22 protein-coding genes and 1 riboswitch are annotated in these 22,945 nt (G+C 38.9%); of the genes, 1 reads left to right on the forward strand and 21 read right to left on the reverse strand.

Annotated features, from left to right (window positions below; translation table 11 throughout):
- Positions 1-70: 70 nt before the first annotated feature.
- The 17 genes from cbiB to AC6IWN_RS09565 form a co-directional block, all read right to left on the reverse strand.
- On the reverse strand, positions 71-1,048 hold the full coding sequence (cbiB, locus tag AC6IWN_RS09485) for an adenosylcobinamide-phosphate synthase CbiB (RefSeq protein WP_497992139.1): 978 nt from the start codon (positions 1,046-1,048) through the stop codon (positions 71-73).
- Positions 1,033-1,611 (reverse strand): histidine phosphatase family protein, encoded by a 579-nt coding sequence (locus AC6IWN_RS09490; RefSeq protein ID WP_497992140.1) that lies wholly within the window; start codon positions 1,609-1,611, stop codon positions 1,033-1,035. The genes cbiB and AC6IWN_RS09490 overlap by 16 nt, the downstream gene beginning before the upstream one ends.
- Complete coding sequence (locus tag AC6IWN_RS09495; RefSeq protein WP_497992141.1) at positions 1,604-1,990, reverse strand: bifunctional adenosylcobinamide kinase/adenosylcobinamide-phosphate guanylyltransferase; 387 nt, start codon at positions 1,988-1,990, stop codon at positions 1,604-1,606. Before AC6IWN_RS09495 ends, AC6IWN_RS09490 begins: the two co-directional genes overlap by 8 nt.
- Positions 1,981-2,748, reverse strand: a complete 768-nt coding sequence (locus tag AC6IWN_RS09500; RefSeq protein WP_497992142.1) for an adenosylcobinamide-GDP ribazoletransferase — start codon at positions 2,746-2,748, stop codon at positions 1,981-1,983. Before AC6IWN_RS09500 ends, AC6IWN_RS09495 begins: the two co-directional genes overlap by 10 nt.
- A 24-nt stretch (positions 2,749-2,772) precedes the next feature.
- A complete protein-coding gene (locus tag AC6IWN_RS09505; protein ID WP_497992143.1) occupies positions 2,773-3,321 on the reverse strand; it encodes a bifunctional adenosylcobinamide kinase/adenosylcobinamide-phosphate guanylyltransferase in 549 nt (182 codons plus the stop codon).
- Between the two features lie 50 nt (positions 3,322-3,371).
- A complete protein-coding gene (cobT, locus tag AC6IWN_RS09510) occupies positions 3,372-4,457 on the reverse strand; it encodes a nicotinate-nucleotide--dimethylbenzimidazole phosphoribosyltransferase (protein ID WP_497992144.1) in 1,086 nt (361 codons plus the stop codon).
- Positions 4,450-5,808 carry a cobyrinic acid a,c-diamide synthase CobB gene (locus AC6IWN_RS09515; protein ID WP_497992145.1) on the reverse strand — a complete coding sequence of 453 codons (1,359 nt, stop codon included), beginning with the start codon at positions 5,806-5,808 and terminating at the stop codon, positions 4,450-4,452. Before AC6IWN_RS09515 ends, cobT begins: the two co-directional genes overlap by 8 nt.
- Before the next feature lie 326 nt (positions 5,809-6,134).
- Positions 6,135-6,374: riboswitch (cobalamin riboswitch) on the reverse strand.
- 72 nt (positions 6,375-6,446) lie between these two features.
- Positions 6,447-6,965 carry a peptide-methionine (S)-S-oxide reductase MsrA gene (gene msrA, locus AC6IWN_RS09520; RefSeq protein WP_497992146.1) on the reverse strand — a complete coding sequence of 173 codons (519 nt, stop codon included), beginning with the start codon at positions 6,963-6,965 and terminating at the stop codon, positions 6,447-6,449.
- A 290-nt stretch (positions 6,966-7,255) separates the two neighbouring features.
- On the reverse strand, positions 7,256-8,551 hold the full coding sequence (locus tag AC6IWN_RS09525; RefSeq protein WP_497992147.1) for an acyl-CoA reductase: 1,296 nt from the start codon (positions 8,549-8,551) through the stop codon (positions 7,256-7,258).
- 72 nt (positions 8,552-8,623) lie between these two features.
- On the reverse strand, positions 8,624-9,739 hold the full coding sequence (locus AC6IWN_RS09530) for a LuxE/PaaK family acyltransferase (protein ID WP_497992148.1): 1,116 nt from the start codon (positions 9,737-9,739) through the stop codon (positions 8,624-8,626).
- 247 nt (positions 9,740-9,986) lie between these two features.
- Positions 9,987-10,787 carry an ABC transporter ATP-binding protein gene (locus AC6IWN_RS09535; RefSeq protein WP_497992149.1) on the reverse strand — a complete coding sequence of 267 codons (801 nt, stop codon included), beginning with the start codon at positions 10,785-10,787 and terminating at the stop codon, positions 9,987-9,989.
- Positions 10,784-11,818 carry a FecCD family ABC transporter permease gene (locus tag AC6IWN_RS09540; RefSeq protein WP_497992150.1) on the reverse strand — a complete coding sequence of 345 codons (1,035 nt, stop codon included), beginning with the start codon at positions 11,816-11,818 and terminating at the stop codon, positions 10,784-10,786. The genes AC6IWN_RS09535 and AC6IWN_RS09540 overlap by 4 nt, the downstream gene beginning before the upstream one ends.
- A complete protein-coding gene (locus AC6IWN_RS09545; protein WP_497992151.1) occupies positions 11,815-12,813 on the reverse strand; it encodes a FecCD family ABC transporter permease in 999 nt (332 codons plus the stop codon). The genes AC6IWN_RS09540 and AC6IWN_RS09545 overlap by 4 nt, the downstream gene beginning before the upstream one ends.
- Positions 12,810-13,883 carry an iron-siderophore ABC transporter substrate-binding protein gene (locus AC6IWN_RS09550; RefSeq protein ID WP_497992152.1) on the reverse strand — a complete coding sequence of 358 codons (1,074 nt, stop codon included), beginning with the start codon at positions 13,881-13,883 and terminating at the stop codon, positions 12,810-12,812. Before AC6IWN_RS09550 ends, AC6IWN_RS09545 begins: the two co-directional genes overlap by 4 nt.
- A 265-nt stretch (positions 13,884-14,148) precedes the next feature.
- Positions 14,149-15,237, reverse strand: a complete 1,089-nt coding sequence (locus tag AC6IWN_RS09555) for a putative NPN-dependent ornithine cyclodeaminase (RefSeq protein ID WP_497992153.1) — start codon at positions 15,235-15,237, stop codon at positions 14,149-14,151.
- A gap of 376 nt (positions 15,238-15,613) precedes the next feature.
- Positions 15,614-16,021: a hypothetical protein gene (locus AC6IWN_RS09560; protein WP_497992154.1), complete on the reverse strand. Its 408-nt coding sequence runs from the start codon at positions 16,019-16,021 to the stop codon at positions 15,614-15,616.
- Between the two features lie 155 nt (positions 16,022-16,176).
- A complete protein-coding gene (locus AC6IWN_RS09565) occupies positions 16,177-16,998 on the reverse strand; it encodes an SDR family NAD(P)-dependent oxidoreductase (RefSeq protein ID WP_497992155.1) in 822 nt (273 codons plus the stop codon).
- Positions 16,999-17,275: 277 nt separating this feature from the next.
- On the opposite strand from AC6IWN_RS09565, the gene AC6IWN_RS09570 reads away from it, so the two are divergent.
- Positions 17,276-18,259, forward strand: a complete 984-nt coding sequence (locus AC6IWN_RS09570; RefSeq protein WP_497987183.1) for a glycoside hydrolase family 43 protein — start codon at positions 17,276-17,278, stop codon at positions 18,257-18,259.
- Positions 18,260-18,419: 160 nt separating this feature from the next.
- On the opposite strand, the gene AC6IWN_RS09575 is transcribed toward AC6IWN_RS09570, so the two are convergent.
- The 4 genes from AC6IWN_RS09575 to AC6IWN_RS09590 form a co-directional block, all read right to left on the reverse strand.
- Positions 18,420-19,286, reverse strand: a complete 867-nt coding sequence (locus AC6IWN_RS09575; protein ID WP_497987184.1) for an EFR1 family ferrodoxin — start codon at positions 19,284-19,286, stop codon at positions 18,420-18,422.
- A 50-nt stretch (positions 19,287-19,336) separates the two neighbouring features.
- Positions 19,337-19,981 (reverse strand): TetR/AcrR family transcriptional regulator, encoded by a 645-nt coding sequence (locus AC6IWN_RS09580; protein WP_497987185.1) that lies wholly within the window; start codon positions 19,979-19,981, stop codon positions 19,337-19,339.
- Between the two features lie 235 nt (positions 19,982-20,216).
- Entirely contained in the window at positions 20,217-21,584 is a 1,368-nt protein-coding gene (locus AC6IWN_RS09585) for a citrate transporter (protein ID WP_497987186.1), read from the reverse strand.
- A 57-nt stretch (positions 21,585-21,641) separates the two neighbouring features.
- Positions 21,642-22,907, reverse strand: a complete 1,266-nt coding sequence (locus tag AC6IWN_RS09590) for an FAD-dependent oxidoreductase (RefSeq protein ID WP_497987187.1) — start codon at positions 22,905-22,907, stop codon at positions 21,642-21,644.
- Between the last annotated feature and the right edge of the window lie 38 nt (positions 22,908-22,945).

Below are 22,945 nucleotides of genomic sequence, written 5' to 3' on the forward strand. Positions count from 1 at the left end.
ATTTCAGTTACCAATGAAATATTTTCACCGATTCTTTCGTTAATTATATTTAATCACAGGTAAATTCAATTTATTTTACACAGATGATATATTGTATAATCAACCGAATTCCACAAAACAGGATTATTCCAATTATAGCAGTAAGATATAGAAGTTCATTTGCTCTCTTAATATCTTTTTTCTCCACCTCTCGAATTGGGTCACCAATGGTTTGCTTATGATGCAACACTCCAAAATAATAGGCATCGCCGCCCAGTTGGATCTCTAGTGCCCCTGCTGTTACCGCCTCAGTGTGGGCGGAATTAGGGCTTGAATGATGGTGTCTATCCCTATGGTACATCTTCCATGCATTCGCCGGATGATATCTCTTAACAAATGCGGCAAAAATCATCAGATAAGCAGCTATTCTGGCAGGAATATAATTAAGAACATCGTCTAATTTTGCTGCTGCCCGCCCAAAATAAAGATATTTCTCATTCTTATATCCCACCATGGAATCCATTGTGTTCACTGCTTTATATAAAAATCCCAGTACAGGACCACCAATTGCCAAATAAAACATAGGAGCAATGCTTCCATCCGAGGTATTCTCCGCCACAGTCTCGACTGTCGCCTTGATCATTCCTTGTTCGGATAGATTTTTAGTGTCCCTGCCGACAATCATAGAAACTGCTGTTCTTGCACCCTCCACATCATCCCTCATCAATGCATCATGAACCTTCATACTCTCATCCTTTAGGGACTTAGTGGCTAGTAGCTGTGCACAGAATAGTATCTGTACCACCATACTGATATAGGGATTAATATGATTAAGTACAACTATCAAAGCAAGTGGGATTGCAACTGTTATTACAATTACCACAACTACAAGAAACACTCCGGCAATCAGTTCCCCTTTCTTATTCTTAGGGAAAATCTTTCTCAAATATCGGCTGGCAAGCGTAATCAAATTCCCTATTCCACGAACCGGATGCCAGAGCCAGTGGGGATCACCAATGATCAGGTCTAAAAGGAAGCCACATATCAATACGATTACGATATCATACATAAATTCATTATTCTCCCTTCCTCTAGATCAAATAATCCGACATATCCACCTCCGTTATCCACAAGCCAATGATAATACTGGTGCTGCTCATCGCTGAAATGTTCTAAAATACTCATAATGGTGCCACCGTGAACGATTAAAGCAATGCTTTGGTATTCCTGTTGCATGCAATATTTGATGACTTTTAAAAACCCGCTTATCGACCGGGCTTTAAATTCCTTCAAATCCTCTCCTCCTGGAAATGGCATCGTTGCATTACTATCAATCCAATCCTGATAAGCATGATTATCGGACATCTCAAGGTAGTTCTTATTCTCAAACTCACCGAAATCACACTCTTTCAGCTCCTCATATACATGAAACATCCGATCCGGATAGATTAGCTCAGCTGTCTGGCAACATCGAATCATCGGACTTATAAAAACAGCATCCACTTTAGGATAATGGTGTTTACTCTTCTCATTAACGCCGGTCTCACTAAGCGGTTCATCCGTACTTCCGATGTAGCGCTTTGACAGATTTCCTTCCGTGGCAAAGTGACGGATTAACACTACCTCAATCATGCTTGATCACCATCCCTATACCATTCATAACCCGGTGTACTTCCTTCGCTTCCTGTGCAAGTCTGCAACAAATTCTTCCGGTTATCTCTCTATACCTTCTATCATAGGGCTCTACAGGAACTACGCCACATCCAAGCTCATCTACTACGATAATGATGGATGGATTTTTCTCAATTATCTGATCGATCAACGGATCCAGATCTCTCTCCTCCTTCAGCATACGGTCAATCCATAAGTGAAAATGATTTACAATTGGTTTACTTAATAACTCCTCCAAGAAACACTCTTCTCCTCTTTCTACATCCTTCTCATTCATTCCAGTCTTGGTCAGTATATATTCTAATTTACCCTGATAAGCGCCTCCGCTAATTAACCACATAACTTTCCTCCGATTACCACACATATTACAAGTACAAGTTCACATAGTTGCAGGAAATACCCTGCCACATCTCCGGTAATACCACCGAATTCCTTCCTAGACATAAGATAATAATAAAGATAGGTAATTGCTAAACCGATTAGACAAAAAACTCCCAAATATGGATGAATGATGACCATTAATGCCGCACATACCACGATGTATCCCATCATTACATAAGCGGTCACTCTCTTCTTTGCCTCATTCGAGAACATGGCTACCAGTCCGCTGTTCTTTGCCAGAGGGAAGGTAACAACGGATAGACCGCTTAACGCCCTGGACAGAACAAATCCAATTACCAGAAGTGGAAGCACTTCCTTATTCACCTCATACCAGAATCCAAACGTGATCAGATAATATGCCACACATGATATAACTGCAAACGCTCCTGAATTCGGATCCTTCAATATTTCTAACTTCTTCTCCATCGGTTGATAGGAACGAAGTGCATCCGTTGTATCCATAAACCCATCCATATGGATTCCACCTGTAATTATTAATGGAAGGATTATGATGACCACGGTATACAAAATATGGCTCACATCTAGCATACCTGCGATGTAATCCCACAGATAAAGTACACCTCCGATAACCGCACCAATGACCGGGAAGAAACACATTACATATCTCATGTTTTCCTTTGACCAATCCACTCTTGGCATTGGTAATTTTGAATACATCCCGAATGCAATAATAAAACTCCTTATGATACGCATCATACTTCCTGCCTTTCATTTGTTTCTTTATCTCATTTTTTCTTTCTTCCATACAACAGGAATTCCATGAACTACTTCGATTACCTGATCTGCCCTGGTACCGATTCTCTGGTTGATTATACCTAACACATTCATATATTCCAGTGTTGTAGAATCATAGGTAATGCCATCTTCAAAGATGTTATTTGTCACAATAACCAGATTCTCAGACTGACGAATTAAACCTTCTACCCCCGATAAAACCTCTTCGATTGTATTGCCTGCAGCACCGTAAGCCGAGAACATCTCATTTGCAACCAGATTCGACATACACTCTAATAGAATAGAGGAATGTGGGGGTATTGTAATCTTCTTCAGACCGAGAAAGCATTCTATCGTAGAAAAATCCTTGCATTCCCTCATCTTCTGATGCTTCTTGATTTTGATTCTGGTTTCCTCATCAAAAGGTTGCATGGTAGCAATGTATATCAAAGAGCTTTCTTTGTCTTTTGACAATTTCACTATATGATTTTCTGCATATTCTGATTTACCGCTGCCGCTCCCACCGATTATCACTGATATCATAAATCTAGCCATACCTTTCCTTATGAATTATTTATTATATAAAAGTCTTATTCTACTTACAATTATAATGGTTGATATGCTTCTATCTCGATTTCTTCAAAGGTACTCATTTCCCGGTACACCGCTAATGCCATATCCAGTAATGGATATAGCGCTATCGCACCGGTACCTTCGCCAAGACACATATCACATGTAAGGAACGGGCTTATTCCAAGCGCATTTAATGTTAACATTCCTGCGTTTTCCTTGGATACATGGGACGGGAGGATATAGTCACTCACCTTTTGTTCTATCCTTGTAGCAACCAAAGCGGCGACCGAAGAGATAAATCCATCGACCACTATGGGTACGTTTGCCGCTGCCCCACCTAGATATAATCCTACAATTCCGGCGATATCAAATCCGCCTACTTTAGCCAATACATCTAAAGGGTCATTTTTATCCGGAATATTTTTCTCAATAGCCTGCTTAATAACCTTGACTTTTCTTATTAAGCCCTCATCTGTTAACCCTGCTCCCTTACCTGTAACCATTTCCACCGGCACATCCAAAATAACAGCTGCAATTGCGCTACTTATCGTCGTATTTCCAATTCCCATCTCGCCGGTCGCTATGATTTGGTATCCCTGTTCCTTTAATTTGAACACGATATTAATACCTACCTCAATTGCCCTTATAGCCTGTTCCCTAGTCATAGCAGGTTCCCGTGCAATATTCCCGGTACCATAAGCAATCTTATTATGATTCCCCAATCTGGTATCACGATTTATTCCGATGTCTACTGGATATACATCCGCTCCTGCCTGCCTTGCCATTACGCAGGCACAGGATTTCATGTCAAGGAAATTCTCCGCTACAATTGCGGTAACCTCACTTCCGGTCTGTGTGACTCCCTCCTTCACAACACCGTTATCTGCACACATGATTACAAGTGCCTTTTTATTTAATTCTATCTGTGTAGAACCAATAATTCCGGCAATCTTAATTATCCCTTCCTCCAGCTTACCCATACTATGTAATGGTTTTGCGATACTATCCCATCTATGTCTACAGTTTGTCATCGCATGTTTATTTGAACCTTCAATCTCATTCAATATATCTTCAAATTTTTTCAAGAGAGCCTCCGCCTTCTGTTTTATTTCATTCATGATATTCCCTACACTTTTCTAAGAATCGGTAGGGCACTTGTGGATTGGAATAATAATAAAGATGGGGAAAGCCTAATGCCATCGTATCGCTACCATGAATACAGTTCCACTGAGTGTCTCGATTTGGTTTACGGGCAGTTAGAGATGAGCCCAAAGATGTACTTTCAAAATAATGAAACTCATGTCCTCTGACGCTTTCCCCTGTCTTAAATAGAAGCTGATCGTGATTTGCGCTTAATTCAATATATCCAAAACGGTTCAATCGATTTGTCTTATACACCTCTCCATCAATTACACCTACCATCGGATATCTCTGACCTTCAATATTCTCCATACTACGATGCAGATACATAAAGCCTCCACACTCCGCAATACAAGGTAAGCCGTTCATCATTGCTTCTTTTATAGATTCCTTCATCGACACATTCTCACTCAGCTGCTTTGCGGCTAATTCCGGATACCCTCCGCTAAGGATTAATCCCAGTACTCCTTTCGGAAGCTCTTTGTCATACATCGGGGAAAACTCTACAAGCTCTCCTCCCATATCCCGAAGTAGTTGAAGATTATCTTCATAGTGAAAGCAAAACGCTTCATCCATCGCTACTGCAATTCTGACGCTTCCCTCTATCTTCGGTACAACGGGATCTTGATAAGTTAGTTCCGATGTATGATCTGCCAATTCGAGGATCTCATCGATATCAAGCGTTTGCTCTAATATCCGTGCCAATTCATTTAACCTATATTTATAATCCTTCACTTCTTCCGGTAAGACCAACCCCAAATGTCTGCTTTCAATCACAAGATTTGCCACATGTGGAATATACCCCAGTACACGAACGGATAGCTCCTCTTCAATCATTCTCTTGATATCTCCATATAACCGTTCCGAAATCCTGTTAAGAATCACCCCTTTAATATGGCTATCCTGTTTAAAGTTCAGAAATCCCTGAATAATGGGTAATATGGATAAACTCATCCCTTTACAATTTATCACTAGTATAACCGGAGTATCCGTGATCTTGGCCATCTCATAGGAGGATGCCTGATCGGATGTGGAGGAAAGTCCGTCATAAAAGCCCATCACACCTTCAATTACCGAGATCTCACATTCTCCCGCAGTTCGTGCAAATAGATACCTAACCGTATCTGCATCGGTAAAAAAGCCATCCAGATTTTTCGATTTTGCACCGATAACCTTCGTATGAAACATCGGATCGATATAGTCCGGACCACATTTAAAGGCTCCGGTCTTCAGTCCACGATTAACCAAGGCCTGCAAAAGCCCGCAAGTAACCATGGTTTTACCGCTTCCACTCGAGGGTGCACTAATCATTATTCTTGGTAGTTTCATGTAGAATCCCTCCTTCCTATCTGATAATTATTCTTATATCATTATTTATAATAATTCTCTGCCTAAAGCATCCAATCCTCTAATTCTATGCACTTTTATCCAATATGAATAGGTTGATATATTCATTTTTTTGGTTGGAAGACACAACAAAAGGGCTTAAATCGGAATAATTTAATTATTCCAATCAAAGCCCGACTAAAATTATATTAATAATGACAATGATATTTGAATCCTGTCTTTTATTCTGCCGGAATGATCTAATTCATAGAAGGTAAGATCACCTGTCATAATGTGCTCCTTCTGCTCCCGCTTCCCTCCGAAGTGTAGCAAAACAAATATATATGGCAGGTTTCCTGACTTACGGTTATCTTACTTACTGCGGTCTTCTCAGATCCAGGCAATCCTTTCAACCGAAACAATGTTTCCGGCAAATGATTGAAGCTCTACCTTTCACCAATGACTAATTCATACAGCTTTCAAACCGTTTACAGTAGCGGGGGCTGTTGTGGACTTAAACCACATTCCCTTTTAACTTTTTGCAAAGCACCATATTGTAATTCAATATTATATCGGTTCTTATCCTATATTGCAAGGAATCATAGATTTTTCTTTCTACGAAGATATCATAATATCACTCTTTACTTTTTCGTTGGATCTACAGCGGTCTTCACCGTCTCGAATTTATCCCTTGAGATATGACAATATCCAGTTGGATTCTTATCAAGATATTTTTGATGGTATTCCTCCGCTTTATAATAATTTGATAGAGGTTTTACTTCAATCGCGATCTTTTCCTTATATTTTTTCTGCAGTTCCCGGATGGATTCTATTATCACCTCTTCATCCTGACTATCCACATAATAGACACCGGTACGATATTGCACCCCGCTGTCTCCGCCTTGTCGGTTCACGCTTATAGGATTGATTACATCATAATAAAGATTCAGTACAAATGGTAACCCAATTACACTACCATCATATTCCACCTTAACAGTTTCCGCATGGCCTGTGTTGTTATGGCAAACCTCTTCATAAGTTGGATTCTTTGTATTTCCATTGGCATAGCCTACTTCTGTGAATAATACCCCTTTCACATTCTGAAGATACTGCTCAGTACCCCAAAAGCATCCTCCTGCCAAATATATTGTTTTAGTCATAATGATTCTCCTCTCGTAATTTATTAGCATTATTCATCTTAAGGGATTTGTTTATACCTAATTGTTTTTATTACCTCATCGACGAATCACATATATTATGTATGGGAATACAATGCATTTATAAGTTGTATTATATCATAGCACTATATTTTATTTCAATTACTGCTTTCACAAAATCTTTCCAAGGCTTCAAGTACTATTAACAGTTAGTTGAAGTACTATAGTTTATATTTCAAATTGTATGGAATATCATTTGAATTCTGGGCAATATTTAGTTTTCCATAAATCATTTAATTCTGATTTTTACATCTGCTAACGCACCTTGTGTATTGTAACAAGGAGGGTTTCCCGTCGTGAGGTTCACCAATGTAGGTAAGTGACATAGATCCGCAGGAAGTGATACGATTTACTCCTGCCTTATAAAACAAATCGGTTAACTCTTCATACTCATTCTCACTACATGCTAAGCCTACCGTTTGAAGATGCCCCTTATGTATTCTTAATATCTTCATGATTTCGTCTCGCTTAATTGGCATAAGCCAAATGTTACGATATAAAGGAGATGCCTTTAACGAAGGTTCCACATCAATCATAATGCTAAAATCACGTTCCTTACCCTCCACCAGTTTTTGTGTTCCCTCGATTTCTTCGAGCTTGATCATCTCTTTCGTCCAGGTCACCTCTGCCTGCTCATGAATCCCTAATGGTTGAGGTGGATACATTTCCCCCGCTGAGTACAATGCTTCTTTTAATTGAAATGCGCTCTGTTCGAGCAAAGCGATATCATCTATTTCAATAAACAGACACTGCGGAGAGCTGCAAAATTGCTGATCACTTAAGCAAATCTCATGCGCTAATTGCTGAAATGCATTCTCCATATGTTCTCCCGGTGTCATATAAGCAAAACTAATTCGGTGTCCCCATTCAATGATTGGCAAACTGGGAGGTGCGATCATTCGTATACCGCTAATCGCCTCATCAGAGCCCCATACGATAATAGCGTCAGCCACATCTCCGAATTTCTTTATCGTGTCGGTATCTCTTGACGAGATGTCAAAAACATAAATATATGGTTCTAACCTAGGTTCAATTTTCACGAGTTGTTTTAGCAGTTGAAACGAGATGCCTCCTTCATAGGATGGTAGCTTTAATATATTGATATTACCGGACAACAAACCTTCCAACACACTTAATACGGACAGTGCAACCACATTTCCTGCTCCGATATGTATGATTACTCCCATCGGCTGTTGGCGTTCCTGAATATTTTTCTCAACATCTCTCCACCTATAAAAATCATTTCCTAATTCTCGCTCGATTTTGAGTGTCAGCGCTTCCGGAGTAAGTCCATCACGAATCGTATTAATTAAGTCCTCTGCTTTCCAGCTACTCATCCCCATCTCAATCAACTGTTGATGAAATGCTTCAAAATCAGTTTGCTCCACTAATATCTTAATTGCATTGATTACCATATGAGTGTCCGGCGGACCCAGCAATAAATCTTTATTCAGTGTCTCTTCAAGTTTTAAAAGATAATGATTCCGCTCATCTTCTGAAATCACTTTCCCTCGAAAGATATGCTCCATATTATTTCCTCGCCTTTCTTCAACCAGCAAATTATATAACAAATAAATATCTCATATCCTGATTTTCGCAATTTAATTCCCCATTAGTTCAGAAGCGGAAGTTGCACAGGTTCTAGCATCTTTAGTTCCTGCTCTGCCAATTATCTCAAAATACGGTGTGGTAATCCCGCATCCGCATTTACTTCCATCCCTTAGAACTGCCATATCTCCCATAATTACGGAGGAAAGTGGCATGGAGGATACCAGAGGGCTGATAAAGTTTAGAAATCCTGGTTGATCATATCCGAGCGGTTCCAGTGTCTGTACATCTCGAATTACTACCCTGCTCCAAATCGGTACATGCATATGATGATTACAGCACTCCGGATAAGCCACACTATGCTCTACAGCACTATAGAAATCCCTACAATTTTTTGCCGGAATGCCTAGCATTTCCTCAATTAATGCATGAAGGTCTTCTTTTTTAATAGCAATATCATTAAACTTTTTCCATCCCCCACCGGTAAATACAATTGATTTTTTATTTAACTTTAAAGGTTTTATCTTCATTTCCTTCATCGTTGATAACAACATATAAAGATAAGATGGGAATCCCATTATACGAACAGGAAGCTTCTGTTTATCATATTTTATCAGTGCATTCATAATACCGAAATAATCGATCCGATATTCCTCCCCCATCGGTCTGAGCGCGAAAAATTTATGCAGTGCAGGAGCCAAACGTGTCATACCGGTAAGAACCTTAACATTCCCCATATCATTACCGGTCTTTGGCTCATAACCAAGTAATAGATAATTCGTCGGAATAACCGAAACAAACTTATGATAGAACATTGACTTAATAATCATTTTTGTACCAAGTTCCACAGTTCTTTTATCAAGAAAGATTTGGCTTTTCTGACCGGAGGTTCCTGACGAGGTTGCATGAACCTCTACCTCTTCCTCCTTAATACTTTTCACCTCATGTTTTTTAAAATAATCCACCGGAATGGGCGGTATGTCTACAATATCATCTATCTCTTTTATCTGCTCCGGATGAAATCCTTTTTTCTTGATCAGTTCATGATAGAATTCGCAATGCTTATCATGATAATCGATCGATTCCCTCATAGCTGCTAGGAATAATTCCTCGCTGCCTTGCTGGTCATAAATCTTTTTATATTGAAATAACCTCTCTCTTGCCTCCATACTCAACCCCCTTTGAATTCCTTAACCTTTTGGGCATACGAACTCAATATCCCATGCAGAATTATAACATATTTTCCCTTATTCTACAATGTGTCCTATTCTGGTGTTTGTATAGCAAAACTAAATAAACGATGTTAATTTCTCCTACACCTTGAAAAGAGGTGAGAGAAACCAAACACCGTTAAGCAATTTATTTCTGCGTTTGTTATCTTATTGTTTTAATCTATCTCGAATAATGTCTATCAGCCTAACTTACATGATAACGTCCCTTAGGCACAATAAAGGGCGAACCGGATACAGGGTCTTTAATTACTGCGCAGTCCAGTCCATAAACTGTTTTTATCAACTCCTCGGATATTACATCGTCCGGAGTCCCTTGCGCTACTAATTTGCCCTGATGAACCGCGAATATGTAGTCCGCATATCTTGCAGAAAGATTGATATCATGGAGTACCATAACAATCGTAGTTCCTCTCTTGCGATTTAAGTCCGTAAGCAAATCAAGAATTTCAACCTGATAAGCGATATCTAAGAAGGTTGTAGGTTCATCAAGCAGAAGGATATCGGTCTGTTGCGCTAATGCCATGGCAATCCATACTCTTTGACGCTGACCACCGGAAAGCTCATCCACACAGCGGTCACCAAGCTCCGTGATGCCCATGATTTCTAATGCTTCTGCTACTGCTTCATAATCTTCTTTATCCATTCCCTTTAAAAAGGTCTGATATGGAAAACGTCCGCGTGCCACCAGATCAGATACCATAATTCCCTCCGGTACAACCGGGGACTGTGGTAATAACCCTAACAGCTGAGCTAATTTTTTTGATGGAAAGGAACTGATCTTTTTACCATCCAATACGGTATCGCCCGAGGTAGGCTTTATCAGACGAGCCAATGTTTTTAGTAACGTTGATTTACCGCACGCATTTGCCCCAATTATTACACTGATTTTATTACTTGGAATAGCAACATCAATCCCATGAAGTATTGTCTTATTCTCATAGCCTGCTTGAAGCTTTCGTCCCTCAAATTCATGTATCTTATTCATGCTGCACCTCCTGCGCGATTCATTCGTATCAATAAAACAAGTAGATATGGAGCACCCATAATTCCGGTAATAATTCCAACCGGGAATCGAACGCTGAATGCAAATTGTCCAATCAAATCTGCTCCAAGTACCAACGCCGCCCCCACTAAAGCAGATGGGATCGCATTGGATACTCCGGTACCTACTAACCTTCCGGCAATTGGACCTGCTAGAAAGGCTACAAATGCAACCGGTCCTGTAACTGAGGTGGAGAAAGCAATTAAAAATACCGCACTCAAGACCAGAATAATTCGAGTGATATCCGTTCGTACTCCCAATGTAATTGCCGATTGATCACCCAACTCCAGGATTATTAAATGTCTACCCATCAGAATAATGATACTTCCAAAAATCATTACTACCACAAACAAAACCGGAATATTCTTCATCTGCATTCCATTCAGACTTCCGCTCATCCAACGTAGAGCAGCCGGAACATCGTATTGGTTTGCTCTCAGTAATAAAAAGGAAATCAAAGCATTCATCATCGCCTGAATTCCAATTCCGATCAAGATTAATCTTCCTCCTGAAAAGCTTCCACCTCTAGAGAGAAAATATATAATTCCTGCAATAAGTAAACCAAAAACTACAGCCGCTATGGATACCACAGTTCCGCTAATTCTTAAGATAAGAATGCAAAAAACAGCCGCCACGCTGGAACCCGAAGTTACTCCGATAATATCAGGACTGGCAAGCGGATTCCTTAACATGGTCTGAAATGTATTCCCTGCTATACCAAATGCAATACCAACCAGTAATCCTGCCAACATTCGCGGTAAACGAATGCTTCCAATTGCAAAGGATGCTCCCTGAATCTGTTCTCCGAATATTACCCGAATCACTGTGGATAAGGAATAGTTAATATTGCCGAATCGCAGCATCGCACCGGAAAGTACTAGCACCAATACTGACAACAATACTGTCACCACCAGCCATCTTGTTCTTCTTCGAAAATAACCTTTTTTTAATATATTAATATTCTTCTCCGTCATATGGATCGTACCTTTGCTCTCATTGCTATAATTATTAAGATCGGTGCACCGAAAAATGCAGTAATAATACCAGCCTCAAGCTCCCCGGGAGTTCCGATTAGCCTTCCGACAATATCCGATACAGTAAGTAAAACTGCACCGCCAACCGCTGACATCGGAACCGTATATCTCATATCAGGTCCACAGATTAATCGCATTGTATGTGGAATCATAAGCCCAACAAATCCGATGGGTCCTGCCAATGCAGTAGTAGCTCCGCAAAGTATTACACCCGCCATCGCAGTAATTAATCGAATTCTTCCGGTCTTCACTCCCAAGCCTGTTGCCATCTCATCACCAAGTGCCATTGCATTCAGTGCAGGTGTAGCCAAAATACCCACTACAATTCCTCCAATTAAAAACGGTGAAACTGTAATAATTCCTTCCCATGTCGCACCGCTGACACTTCCAACCTGCCAGAAGCGATATGAATTCATTACTTCCGTTCGTGGTAATATGATAGCGCTTACCAAAGAGGATAATGCTGCACTGGTGGCTGCTCCGGCTAATGCAAGCTTAATTGGTGTAGCACCTCCGCGTCCGAGTGATCCGACGCTATATACAAAAAGAGCGCTGAGTCCTGCTCCAAGTAATGCAAACCATAAGTATTCACTTGATGATCCGATATGAAAAAATGCAATACCACTAACCACAAATAAAGAAGCTCCTGTATTCACGCCCAGTATACTGGGATCTGCTATCGGGTTTCTTGTGATTGCCTGCATAAGAGCGCCAGAGACTCCTAAGGAGGCTCCGGCAATCAAACTGAATACGGTTCTTGGAATTCGTTCCCGTACTACTAATGCTTTAATAGATGTATCATCACTTTGAAACAAGTACGTAATCACTTCATTGAATTTTATGTAACGTGCACCAAACGCCAATGAGGCTAAGATACACAACGTTATGCTGATCGTACCGGTTATTGCCAGTATCATTATTTTTGACTTTCTCATTGAACTTTATCAGCTGCCTCTCCGATTCGTTTCAAATATTCATCAATAGTAGCAGGTATCGATAACGCACTTGGTGTTCCAGATGCTGCTAACGGTGTTCCATCCTCAATCAATGTTACGGAACCCCTCTTCACCGCCGGAATCGTACCAATAAGCTTGTCCTTCTGTAATGCCTTTAACAATTTATCATCGCCATAAGCAACAATAACATCCACATCCTTTAATACATCTACATTCTCCGCACTGAGCTCGAGTGCAAATGTTTTGTTATCCTTTGCGAGGTTTAATACACTTTCAGGGAATTTCATACCCAAATCAGTTAAATATGCTGCACGTGGATCTGCAGGCAGATATACATAGAATTTACCCAGATCAGCAGGATTAAAATAGAAGAATGCTGCTGATTTTCCTTTCAGCTGTGGATACTCAGAAGTCTTATCCGTAATCAATTGTTCCAGTTTTTTAACAAGCTCTTCTCCTTCTGTCTTCATACCCATACCGGTTGCATCCATCACTATCTGATCACGCCAATAAGTCTGCCATGCCATAGTCGGATATGCTACCACAGGCGCAATTGCGCTTAACATATCATATTCTTCCTTCGTTATACCGGAATAAGCTGCTAAAATTACATCCGGTTTTGCATTGCTTACCGCTTCATAGTCTAAGCCATCTGTATCATTAAATAGTACCGGTTTATCTACACCAAGTTTCTTAAAGCCTTCAGCAGTCCAAGGTAGTAGCCCGCTATTATCAATAACACCATAATTTGCTTTGGATACACCAACCGGAACAACACCGAGAGCTAAAGGTACATCTTGATTTGCCCAAGAAATTGTAACTACACGTTCCGGCTTCTCTTTAATCACCGTTTCACCAAAAGCATGTTTTATTGTAATCGGATATTTTGTTACCACATCATCCTTTGATGTCTCTTCTTGTTTTCCTGTTGGAGTTGCCTCTGTTGTTTTATCACTATCATCCTTTGTGCTAGTTTTAGAATTTGAGCAAGCGGTTAAAAACATTGCTAATACCATAACAAAAATGATGCTTATTTTGCTGAATTTCATATGTACTCTCCTTTAGTCTCATTCTTAGGTAATGCAATTTATACGGCCAATATATTTTGCCACCTAACGCTTCGTATGTATTCGATCGTTTGTTCAAGAACGAAAGTAGCATATAACAGAATCCCTCCCTTGTCAAGCTATTTGATAATGATTATCAAAATTAATTAATTTTTCTAGAAAAAGAACAGCCCCGATCACTTTTTCAATCACGGCTGTCCTATCTTTTACATATTTTTTCTCTATCTTTATATCCCGTTCTATAAGCCTATAATTCCAGCCCTTTGCTTAAATTTACAATAAAATCCTGCACATTTGTGACAATTCCTCTTGCAGCCAGACTTCCTCTGTCCGCAAGCTTATTCACTGCAAATTCCGATATATCAACACAGTAAAAATACACCTGGCGTATTCTTCCCTCTTTATCGACTCGGTAGGATGGAGTCATATTGCCTGTTGCAATTGTATGGAGCATCGTCGCCATACAAATCACTGTTGTTGCCTCTCTAATCTGATTTCTCATCGCATCCTGCGCTTCATATACATCTGCATGAACTGGCGGAAGAGGACCATCATCACGAATGGAACCTGCTAACACATAGGGAACCGAGTGTTTTTCACACTGGTATATAATTCCATTATCAATCTTCTCTTCTCTGATAAAATCCGCAATGGTGCCGTGGTATTTCACTCTGTTGATTGCATCCAAGTGATTATAGTGACCATTCGGCTGGCTTTCCTGTGTGTAAATATTCTGACCAAGCGCGGTTTTCAGATAAGCCGCCTCCAAATCATGCGTTGCCAATGCATTTCCGGCTAATAGTGCATCTACATAACCGTTCATGATTAATTTGGAGAATGCATCTCTTGCATCATGGTCAAAGGCAAAGGCCGGTCCCATAACCCAAACCACTTTACCATGTTCCTTCTCATGGCGAAGTAGCTCATATATCTCATCATAATCTCTGGAAAATGCGGTTTCTCTTGTTCTGCTTTGGCGAAAAGCAAACACATCCTGTCCCGCTTTTTTCTCATGAAAACCATTCGGATATACATAGATCCCATCCTCACAGTTCTCCGTTCTTCCGGTCACTACTAAATCGCCTTGTTTAAGTAATCGAAACTCCTTAATCTGAATTTCTCCACCTTCATATACCGGCACGCAATCCATTCTACTTTCCTTTGCTAAGATCCAATTTCCACCTATCTTAAAATACTCCGGAAAGATACTCATCGCATGATAATTCTCCGGAGCAACCTGATCCTTTGGCGCCTCCTTTAATAATACTTCAGGCGCATTGACAAACATCTCCTGTGTAAAATCCGGCGGTGTAAATTCACGTAAATGAAAACTCATCTTTTAATCTCCTTTTATTGTATATATATTGTTAATTAATTTCTTTAATACGATCACTGATTTTTCTTTATTTATTTTGAAATATATTCCATATATCCATTTACAAACAAAAAAGTGTTACCCCTCCTACCTTCAAAGACCTACGGTAGAAGCAATAACACTTTTTTTCTTTATCCGGTGACAAAGATATGTTTTACTATATAATCAAATCATAACACAAAAGTCCAAAATTTACCTTGTAAATTTTCATCTTTTTATTAATATTATACTTCCTTAGATAAAAACAAAGGTATAAGGCATAAATTTGAACAGGGATGTATATAGTACTCCTTTTAAGTCTACATAGTGAAAGAGAATAAAGCATTTAAAAATAAATTTATTTTCGTATTATTGAATTTGCTAATGCATTTAAATCTTCACAAGGCTGATATTTTGTTTTATATCCAACATTGTTAAGAACTAAAAACGGATTACAAGCCCTTATTATTATAATCTCACCGTTCTTTTTAGTAATTGTATATAGTACAGATTGACCATCATATTCTCCCCATGAATGATCTTTTTTGTAGACTACAACTTTATTTAAAATCTCTACCAATTTTTGAATCTGTATGCTATCTGTTACCTCTTTCTTTGTATTGGGTGGTTGTACTAGCACCTCGACTTTTATAACATCTTCAGTCTGTAAAACTTTAAATGGTTTCTTTCCTAATATACTTAATGATAAAACTACTAAAATTATTATTACCGCACATATCAAGGACAGAATAATTACCTTTTTCAAAATACATACCCCCCTACTCTAAAAGAATTTGATATTAATATTAATCAGACGAAATTTCTTAGAATTTGGTTCTCTATATTAAATAGAGTAATTTTTCTCTGACTTGCTTTTAGCGTACATCTATTATGAACTATTTCATTTAACAATGAGACATATTATAATTTTTTAAACATCCTTCTATAAATCGTGTCAATAAGACGATCCGGTAACAGTTCCATCATAGCCAGAAGCTTACCTGTACCGACTCTGTAACGAAGCTTCGGACGCTTTGCCTCCATTGCCATTATTACTGTTTTGGCTAGCTTGTTCGGATCATTTTTCTGATTTAGCTCCATGGTCATCATTGGTTTCATCTTTGCTAACAACTTTTTATAATATTTTGTTTGACTCATGGATTGATCAAAATAATCATTGATTTGATGGGTGAGCTGTGTCTCATAAGCACCCGGTTGAATCTTAATGACTGGGATATTAAAATATAACAACTCACGACGAAGACTGTCATTATAAGCCTCAACCGCATATTTTGACAGGATATAGGGTCCCGCAAAAGGCTGCGGGGTCATCCATCCGGATTCTGAGCTGCAATTTATAATACGACCTTCTCCTTTATGTACCATTTCAAAAAATGTGTAGTTAATCCTCACCATACCGGTAACATTCACTGCCAAAAGCTTTTCCACCGCTGAGACACTATCTCCTTCGATCAAAGAAGTAAAATAGGATAAGCCCGCAAAATTTACGATTGCATCCAGCTTATCGGTAACATTTTGCACTGCTTTATAGGCAGCGTCTATGCTTTCCTGATTCGTTATATCTACTCTGAGTGGTATAATATTTGGCAAATCACTCAGCGAAGCCAGTATAGAGTCCTTCGTTCCAAGTGCAAACACAGTCCACTGATTCGTTTGTGATAACGCCCTAATACAGTGTGAACCAAGTCCTCCAGTCGCTCCTGTAAACAACGCATACTTCATAATCTTTCCTGCCCTTCTCACCAATATTTTCTTCATATCATTTTATCAATTACATCCATTATACCATTTATTGCTTCTTTTATCTGTGCTAAATCAAGAATTTATTGATATTTCATTCCATAAATATGTTAAATATTGTTAGTAAAAAGTACTTTTCTTGTTAAAAGATAAGTTTTTGCCAAGAATTAAGAAAATCATATCAATATTTAAGAAGTAAATTAGAAATAATTATGATAACATGAAGTCAGTACAAAAATATAATAATGGAGATATTACTATGGAAAATAATTCAAAACAGAATCAGCCTTTAGTTACTAATATTTACACAGCCGACCCTTCCGCACATGTTTTTGATGGTAAGCTTTATATCTATCCTTCTCATGATTTAGATCATGACGGTCCTGATAATGACAACGGTGATCAGTACAAGATGGAGGATTATCACATCTTATCCATGGATGATGTTGATGCGCCATGTGTAGATAACGGTGAAGCCCTTCATATGAAGGATATCCCATGGGTTAGCAAGCAGATGTGGGCTCCCGATGCAGCTTATAAGAACGGTACTTATTATCTATTCTTCCCTGCAAGAGACAAGGACGGTATTTTCCGTCTTGGTGTTGCAAGCAGCAAAAACCCAGCAGGTCCTTTCAAAGCAGAACCTGATTATATCCCGGGAAGCTTCTCAATCGATCCTGCTGTTCTCGTTGATGATGACGGCAGATCCTATATCTACTTTGGTGGTCTATGGGGCGGTCAGTTAGAAAAATGGCAGACAGGTACCTATGTACCGGATGCAGAAGGCCCAGCAGCTAATGAACCTGCAATAGGACCTCAGGTAGCTGAGTTAAGCGATGATATGCTTACTTTTAAAAGCGCACCACAGGAGATCCAGATTGTAGATGAGGATGGTAATCCTTTAACTGCAGGCGATGAAGATAGAAGATATTTTGAAGGCCCTTGGATGCATAAGTACAACGGATATTACTACTTATCCTATTCCACAGGCAGCACTCATTATCTTGTTTATGCAACCAGCAAAAATCCTCAGGGTCCTTTCACCTACAAGGGCAGAATCCTTGAGCCGGTTATTGGATGGACAACTCATCACTCCATCGTTGAGTTCAAGGGCAAATGGTATCTCTTCTACCACGACAGCTCCTTATCCGGTGGTGTAAATCACAAACGTTGTGTTAAATTTACCGAACTTCACTACAATGAAGACGGTACCATTCAGACAATCAAGCCTTACGAGAACTAATCACATTTAGGAAGTTGTTGTATCTCTTCCCATAAATTTCATAAAATATTGTTTCTTATTAATGGGAACACAGTGATTTTCTAAATAAATCATTGTGTTCTCATATTGTATTTTGTAAATTACAGATTCGTATTGTTAAGTTCTCCTCTTTTGTTCCAATCTATAAGTTATCATCGGTAAGATATTTTTCATAAAACCGAGGTACAAATCCATGATCTCTTTTTTGTTCATTATTCGATTTAGCCAATGTTTCATTAATATTATAGCCTCCGGTAACCGGAATGAATCTCAAATGCTTGAATTTGATTGCCTGTTTCGGACAGGCGTAAACACATCGCAAGCAGCTGTTACAGGACATCTTGAATTTAATCTTATTTCCGGAATCATGGATATTTTGAGCCGGACAATTATGAATACAGTGACCGCATTTTGTACAGGAAGAATTCACATACATATCCCTACCAATCAGGTTTATGAATATTGATGAGAATCTGGATATAAATCCCATTTTTATTCTTAGTCCTAAACCGGTTTTATAAAATTTTCTTTCCCCATCTATAAGTTCCTGACACATTAAGCCTGTTTTTCGTTGGCATGTTTGATAAAGTCCATGCACAATCTCATCGTCAAACTTTTTGACCCAATTACTACAAAGTGAAAATAACCTTTCGTAATACACATCATATCCTTTTGATTTAAGACGACGTATTGAGGATTTTGATACATTAAAATTTATTGGCGCAACCCCTCCTGCTGTGCGAAAGAGAAACACCTTTTTATCCTTCTGTTTTGGAAGAGTTTTTATAAATTTCATCACCAGCTTTGGTGTTGAGTATCCGATCACTTGGCTACCTATTCCTATCAAATCATATTCTTCAACTGAAATATCTTTTTTATTTTTCAAAATATCCTCGATTTTTATTAAATCTACAACTAATTGTTTCTCTCGAAACTGTTCGCTAATCATATTTGCAATTATTTCTGTATTTCCGGTACCCGAAAAGTAAAAAACCCCGATTGATTTCATATTTACCCCCTTTAATCAAATCACTGTTACGTAAGTTATTCTAAATTTTTTTACTTACCCTCATTTTTAATTGATCTAAACAACAAATCCATTGTGTATGTGACAAATGCATCTTCTTCCAATTTAAAATTCTCTAGATATGTTTCACCGGTCACAGAGAGCTGATTAAAAAAACCGGTCATCATAAAGATCAAACTAAAAGATGCCATCGCCGCATTAACGTTCTTATCTATACTTCCATCTTGAATACCTTGCGCAAGGGATGCACTTACTGATTCAAACAATTTCTGATTATATTGAAGTAGCTCCTTTTCTCGATCGCTGTTTGAAGCTGCTCCCTTTCTTACGTGACCGATATAGCCCATCAATTTTAACATGGTTGGATTCTCTTTAAAAAATCTATAGTATCCAGCACTTGATTGGTAAACCTTCTTATATCCCGTAGTCTCTCGCTCCGACGCTTTTGATATATAAACTGAAAGCTTTTTGAAACCCTTAAGTGCTACTGCAAAATATAAATCCTCTTTGTTCGTAAAATACTGGTAGAGGGTTTTTCTTGTAAATTGCGCTGCAGTTGCAATTTCTTCCATCGAAGTAGCATCGTAACCCTTCTCACAGAATATCTCTTCTGCTGCCTGTAAGATTTCTTCCTCTCTCATTTGTTTTTCTCTTTCTTTTCTTGTTAATCGCTCCACTTTAATCTCCTTTATATTCTGCCATACTAAGCTTATATCCGTTTCATACTATTAATTCGTTACATACAATTTATTATATACACATTGTGTATACTTTTTATACTCTCAGCATACACAATGTATACTATCCTGTCAAGACAAAAAAATGCATCCAATTAGTGGATGCATTTTTTATGACTATGTAATTTTATTGTTACTGCTAACACATGAGATTTATTTTTATCTTATATATCCCCTATATCAAGAAGAGTCCTACGACAATCGTTGCAGCCATACCACATAATACCGGAATTAAATTCTTTCTTGCAAGATCGGTTGCTTCTACACCACAAATTGCTGCTACTGGAATTACACCCCAAGGGATAATCGTTCCACCACCAACCCAAACAGTAATAATCTGGCCAAGTGCTGCAAGTGATGCAACGTTAACGTGACCTACTGATGCGAAAGTCTGTGCAATGGAACCAACTAACGGAAGACCTGAGAAGCCGGAACCGTCTAGACCGGTTATAAACCCAACGGATGAAGTTGTTAAAATCATGGTGAACTTTGATAACGGAACATGAACTGAGAGCCAAAGACCAATGTCATTTAAGATACCTGGTGCATCAGGGCTTAAAACTTTCTGTGCAAATTCCTGGCTTCCTAAAAAGAAGAAAGCAGCTATAACAATAACCGGTGCAAAGATCTTCATTGCAAATTTGAAGCCTTCCTTTACATGATCCGTAGTTATCTCCAATGCCTCCCCTAACCCTTTATCCAAAATTGTGATCAAACAGGTCAGGATCAGTGCAGTACCAGCCACAAGAGCAGTTGCATCTCCACCCTTGATATCAAACTTTACCATCGCAATGATGTCAACGATAAATGCAAGTGGCATAAAAATCGCAACAAATAAAGCAAGCTTTGGTTTTTTCACTTTTTTTAATACTAGTTCTTTTTTCTCTACCGTCTTAGTTACTTTATTCGCCTTCGTCTCTTTCACCATCATAAAGAAGGCTACTCCTGCTGTAACAACTGACATCGTAATCCACAACGGAATACTTGCTTTCATCACGGCACTCGGATCAACGCCCGCCGCCTTCGCTGTGATAGAAGGCGCCCCCTGGATAACAAAGTCGGAGGATAATCCGATACCGTGTCCAAATATATTCATCGAAACCGCTGCCCAGATTACAGGAAGTCCAACCTCTCCCGCTACCGGAAGAAGGAGTGCACCAATCAACGCTACTGCCGGAGAAGGCCAGATAAACCAGGATACGATTAACATAGTAAAACCGATAATCCAAAAGGCTGCTTTGTTGTTTTTTATAATCTTTCTGACTGGATGCATCATAATCTCGTCTGCTCCCAATGAAATCATTGCTTTGGACATTGATACAACCAGTGCAATAACTACGATGATACTTAACAGTTCCGTAAATGAACTAATAACCGCATTATTTAAAATCTGAACTGATTTGATTACATTTCCCGTATAAATAAATCCAATTACCAAGATACCTGCGATACAGGGAATTACAATTTCTTTCTTAAACAGTAAAGCAATAAGGATAATTAAGGTGATGATAATAAATGCAATATGCAATGTGGTTAGTTCCATACACGCTTCCTCTCTTTCTTGTTATCTTTTCGGTAAAGACATTACTTTCTTATATCATTACAAGGAGAAAACATTCCAAAGACCTTCATTTTTAATGTTTTCCTCAATTTTCTTTATGTCTGTCTCATATAAACCTAGCTTTTTCATATGATCAAATAGTACGGAACCTGAGAACGTGTATTTTTTACCGAGTCCCTCTTTTGTTTCCATTTCTTCATTCACATAGGCAATCGCTTCCCCAACTGCTGTTTTTCTTGATAATTCAAGTAAAGGTTTGTCCTTTAAAAATCTTGTACAATTATAACCCGCAAGAACTCCTGTCACAATCGCTTCGGTATGCCCTACTAAAAGTCCTGCTTTTTCACCTGCACAAAATAGGTTCTTTATACCTAATACCTTTAGGGCATTCGTTCTTGGAGACATATCAAAATATCTCATAGAATTACCCTTCCCTCCGGCATAAGGATCTTCGTAGCGAGCATTTTCAAAACCAGGTATTTTATGAAGCTTCTCTAGAGTATAATAAGGTGTCATTAATTTTGCATGACCGGTGTCAAGTAAGATTACATTTTCCGCAAATTCTTTTAATGCATATTGTTGACAGGCTTTTACGCTTAAATGATTCTCTATTAGATCTTCAGGTAACGGAATTACAGCAACGCCGGTGTTGTTCAAGGTTTCAACGATTTCAGGTGAGAGAGATTCTTTATATAATTTACAAGAACCACTCATCGCTCCAATGGAATCATCCGCCTTTTTTCCAGTCTTCTCTGTTACACCACAGATTCCGGCAAGACTAACACGTCCGCCGTAACTTGGACATCGAAGTACGCACATCGCACATCCATTACCATATTTACCACAGTTATTCATCGGTCCTGCGGTACCGGTAGTATCGATAAATGCATCTCCCTCATAAACAGAACCCTCTGCTGTTTCAATACTCTTGATTACTCCATCAACTACTTTTGCCTTTATCACCCTTTCTTGAAGTTTAACTTCTACTCCTATCTCTTCGAGATATTTTTTTATCGCAACGGGTGTTTTTGCTATGTCATATAAACTAGCATGTTCATGACCCGGAAAGCTTATATTAGTGTGACGACAGTTCTCATCAATGATTTTGAAGATTTCTCCTCCGCCCATTGCTATCATTTCTTCCGTCGCTGTAAATCTTCCGTTATTTCTCATAATTCCGCCAACTAGGCCTGTTCCTAGGAGCGCATCCGTTCTTTCTAATAAGAGAACCTCAACTCCCTGTAATCTTGCTGAATAAGCTGCGGAGCATCCTGCCCATCCGCCTCCAGTAATAATGATTTTCATTGCATCGCCGCCTTTTCAATTTTATTCTTAAATACGTT

This window comes from Variimorphobacter sp. HTMS_6 (assembly GCF_059717775.1).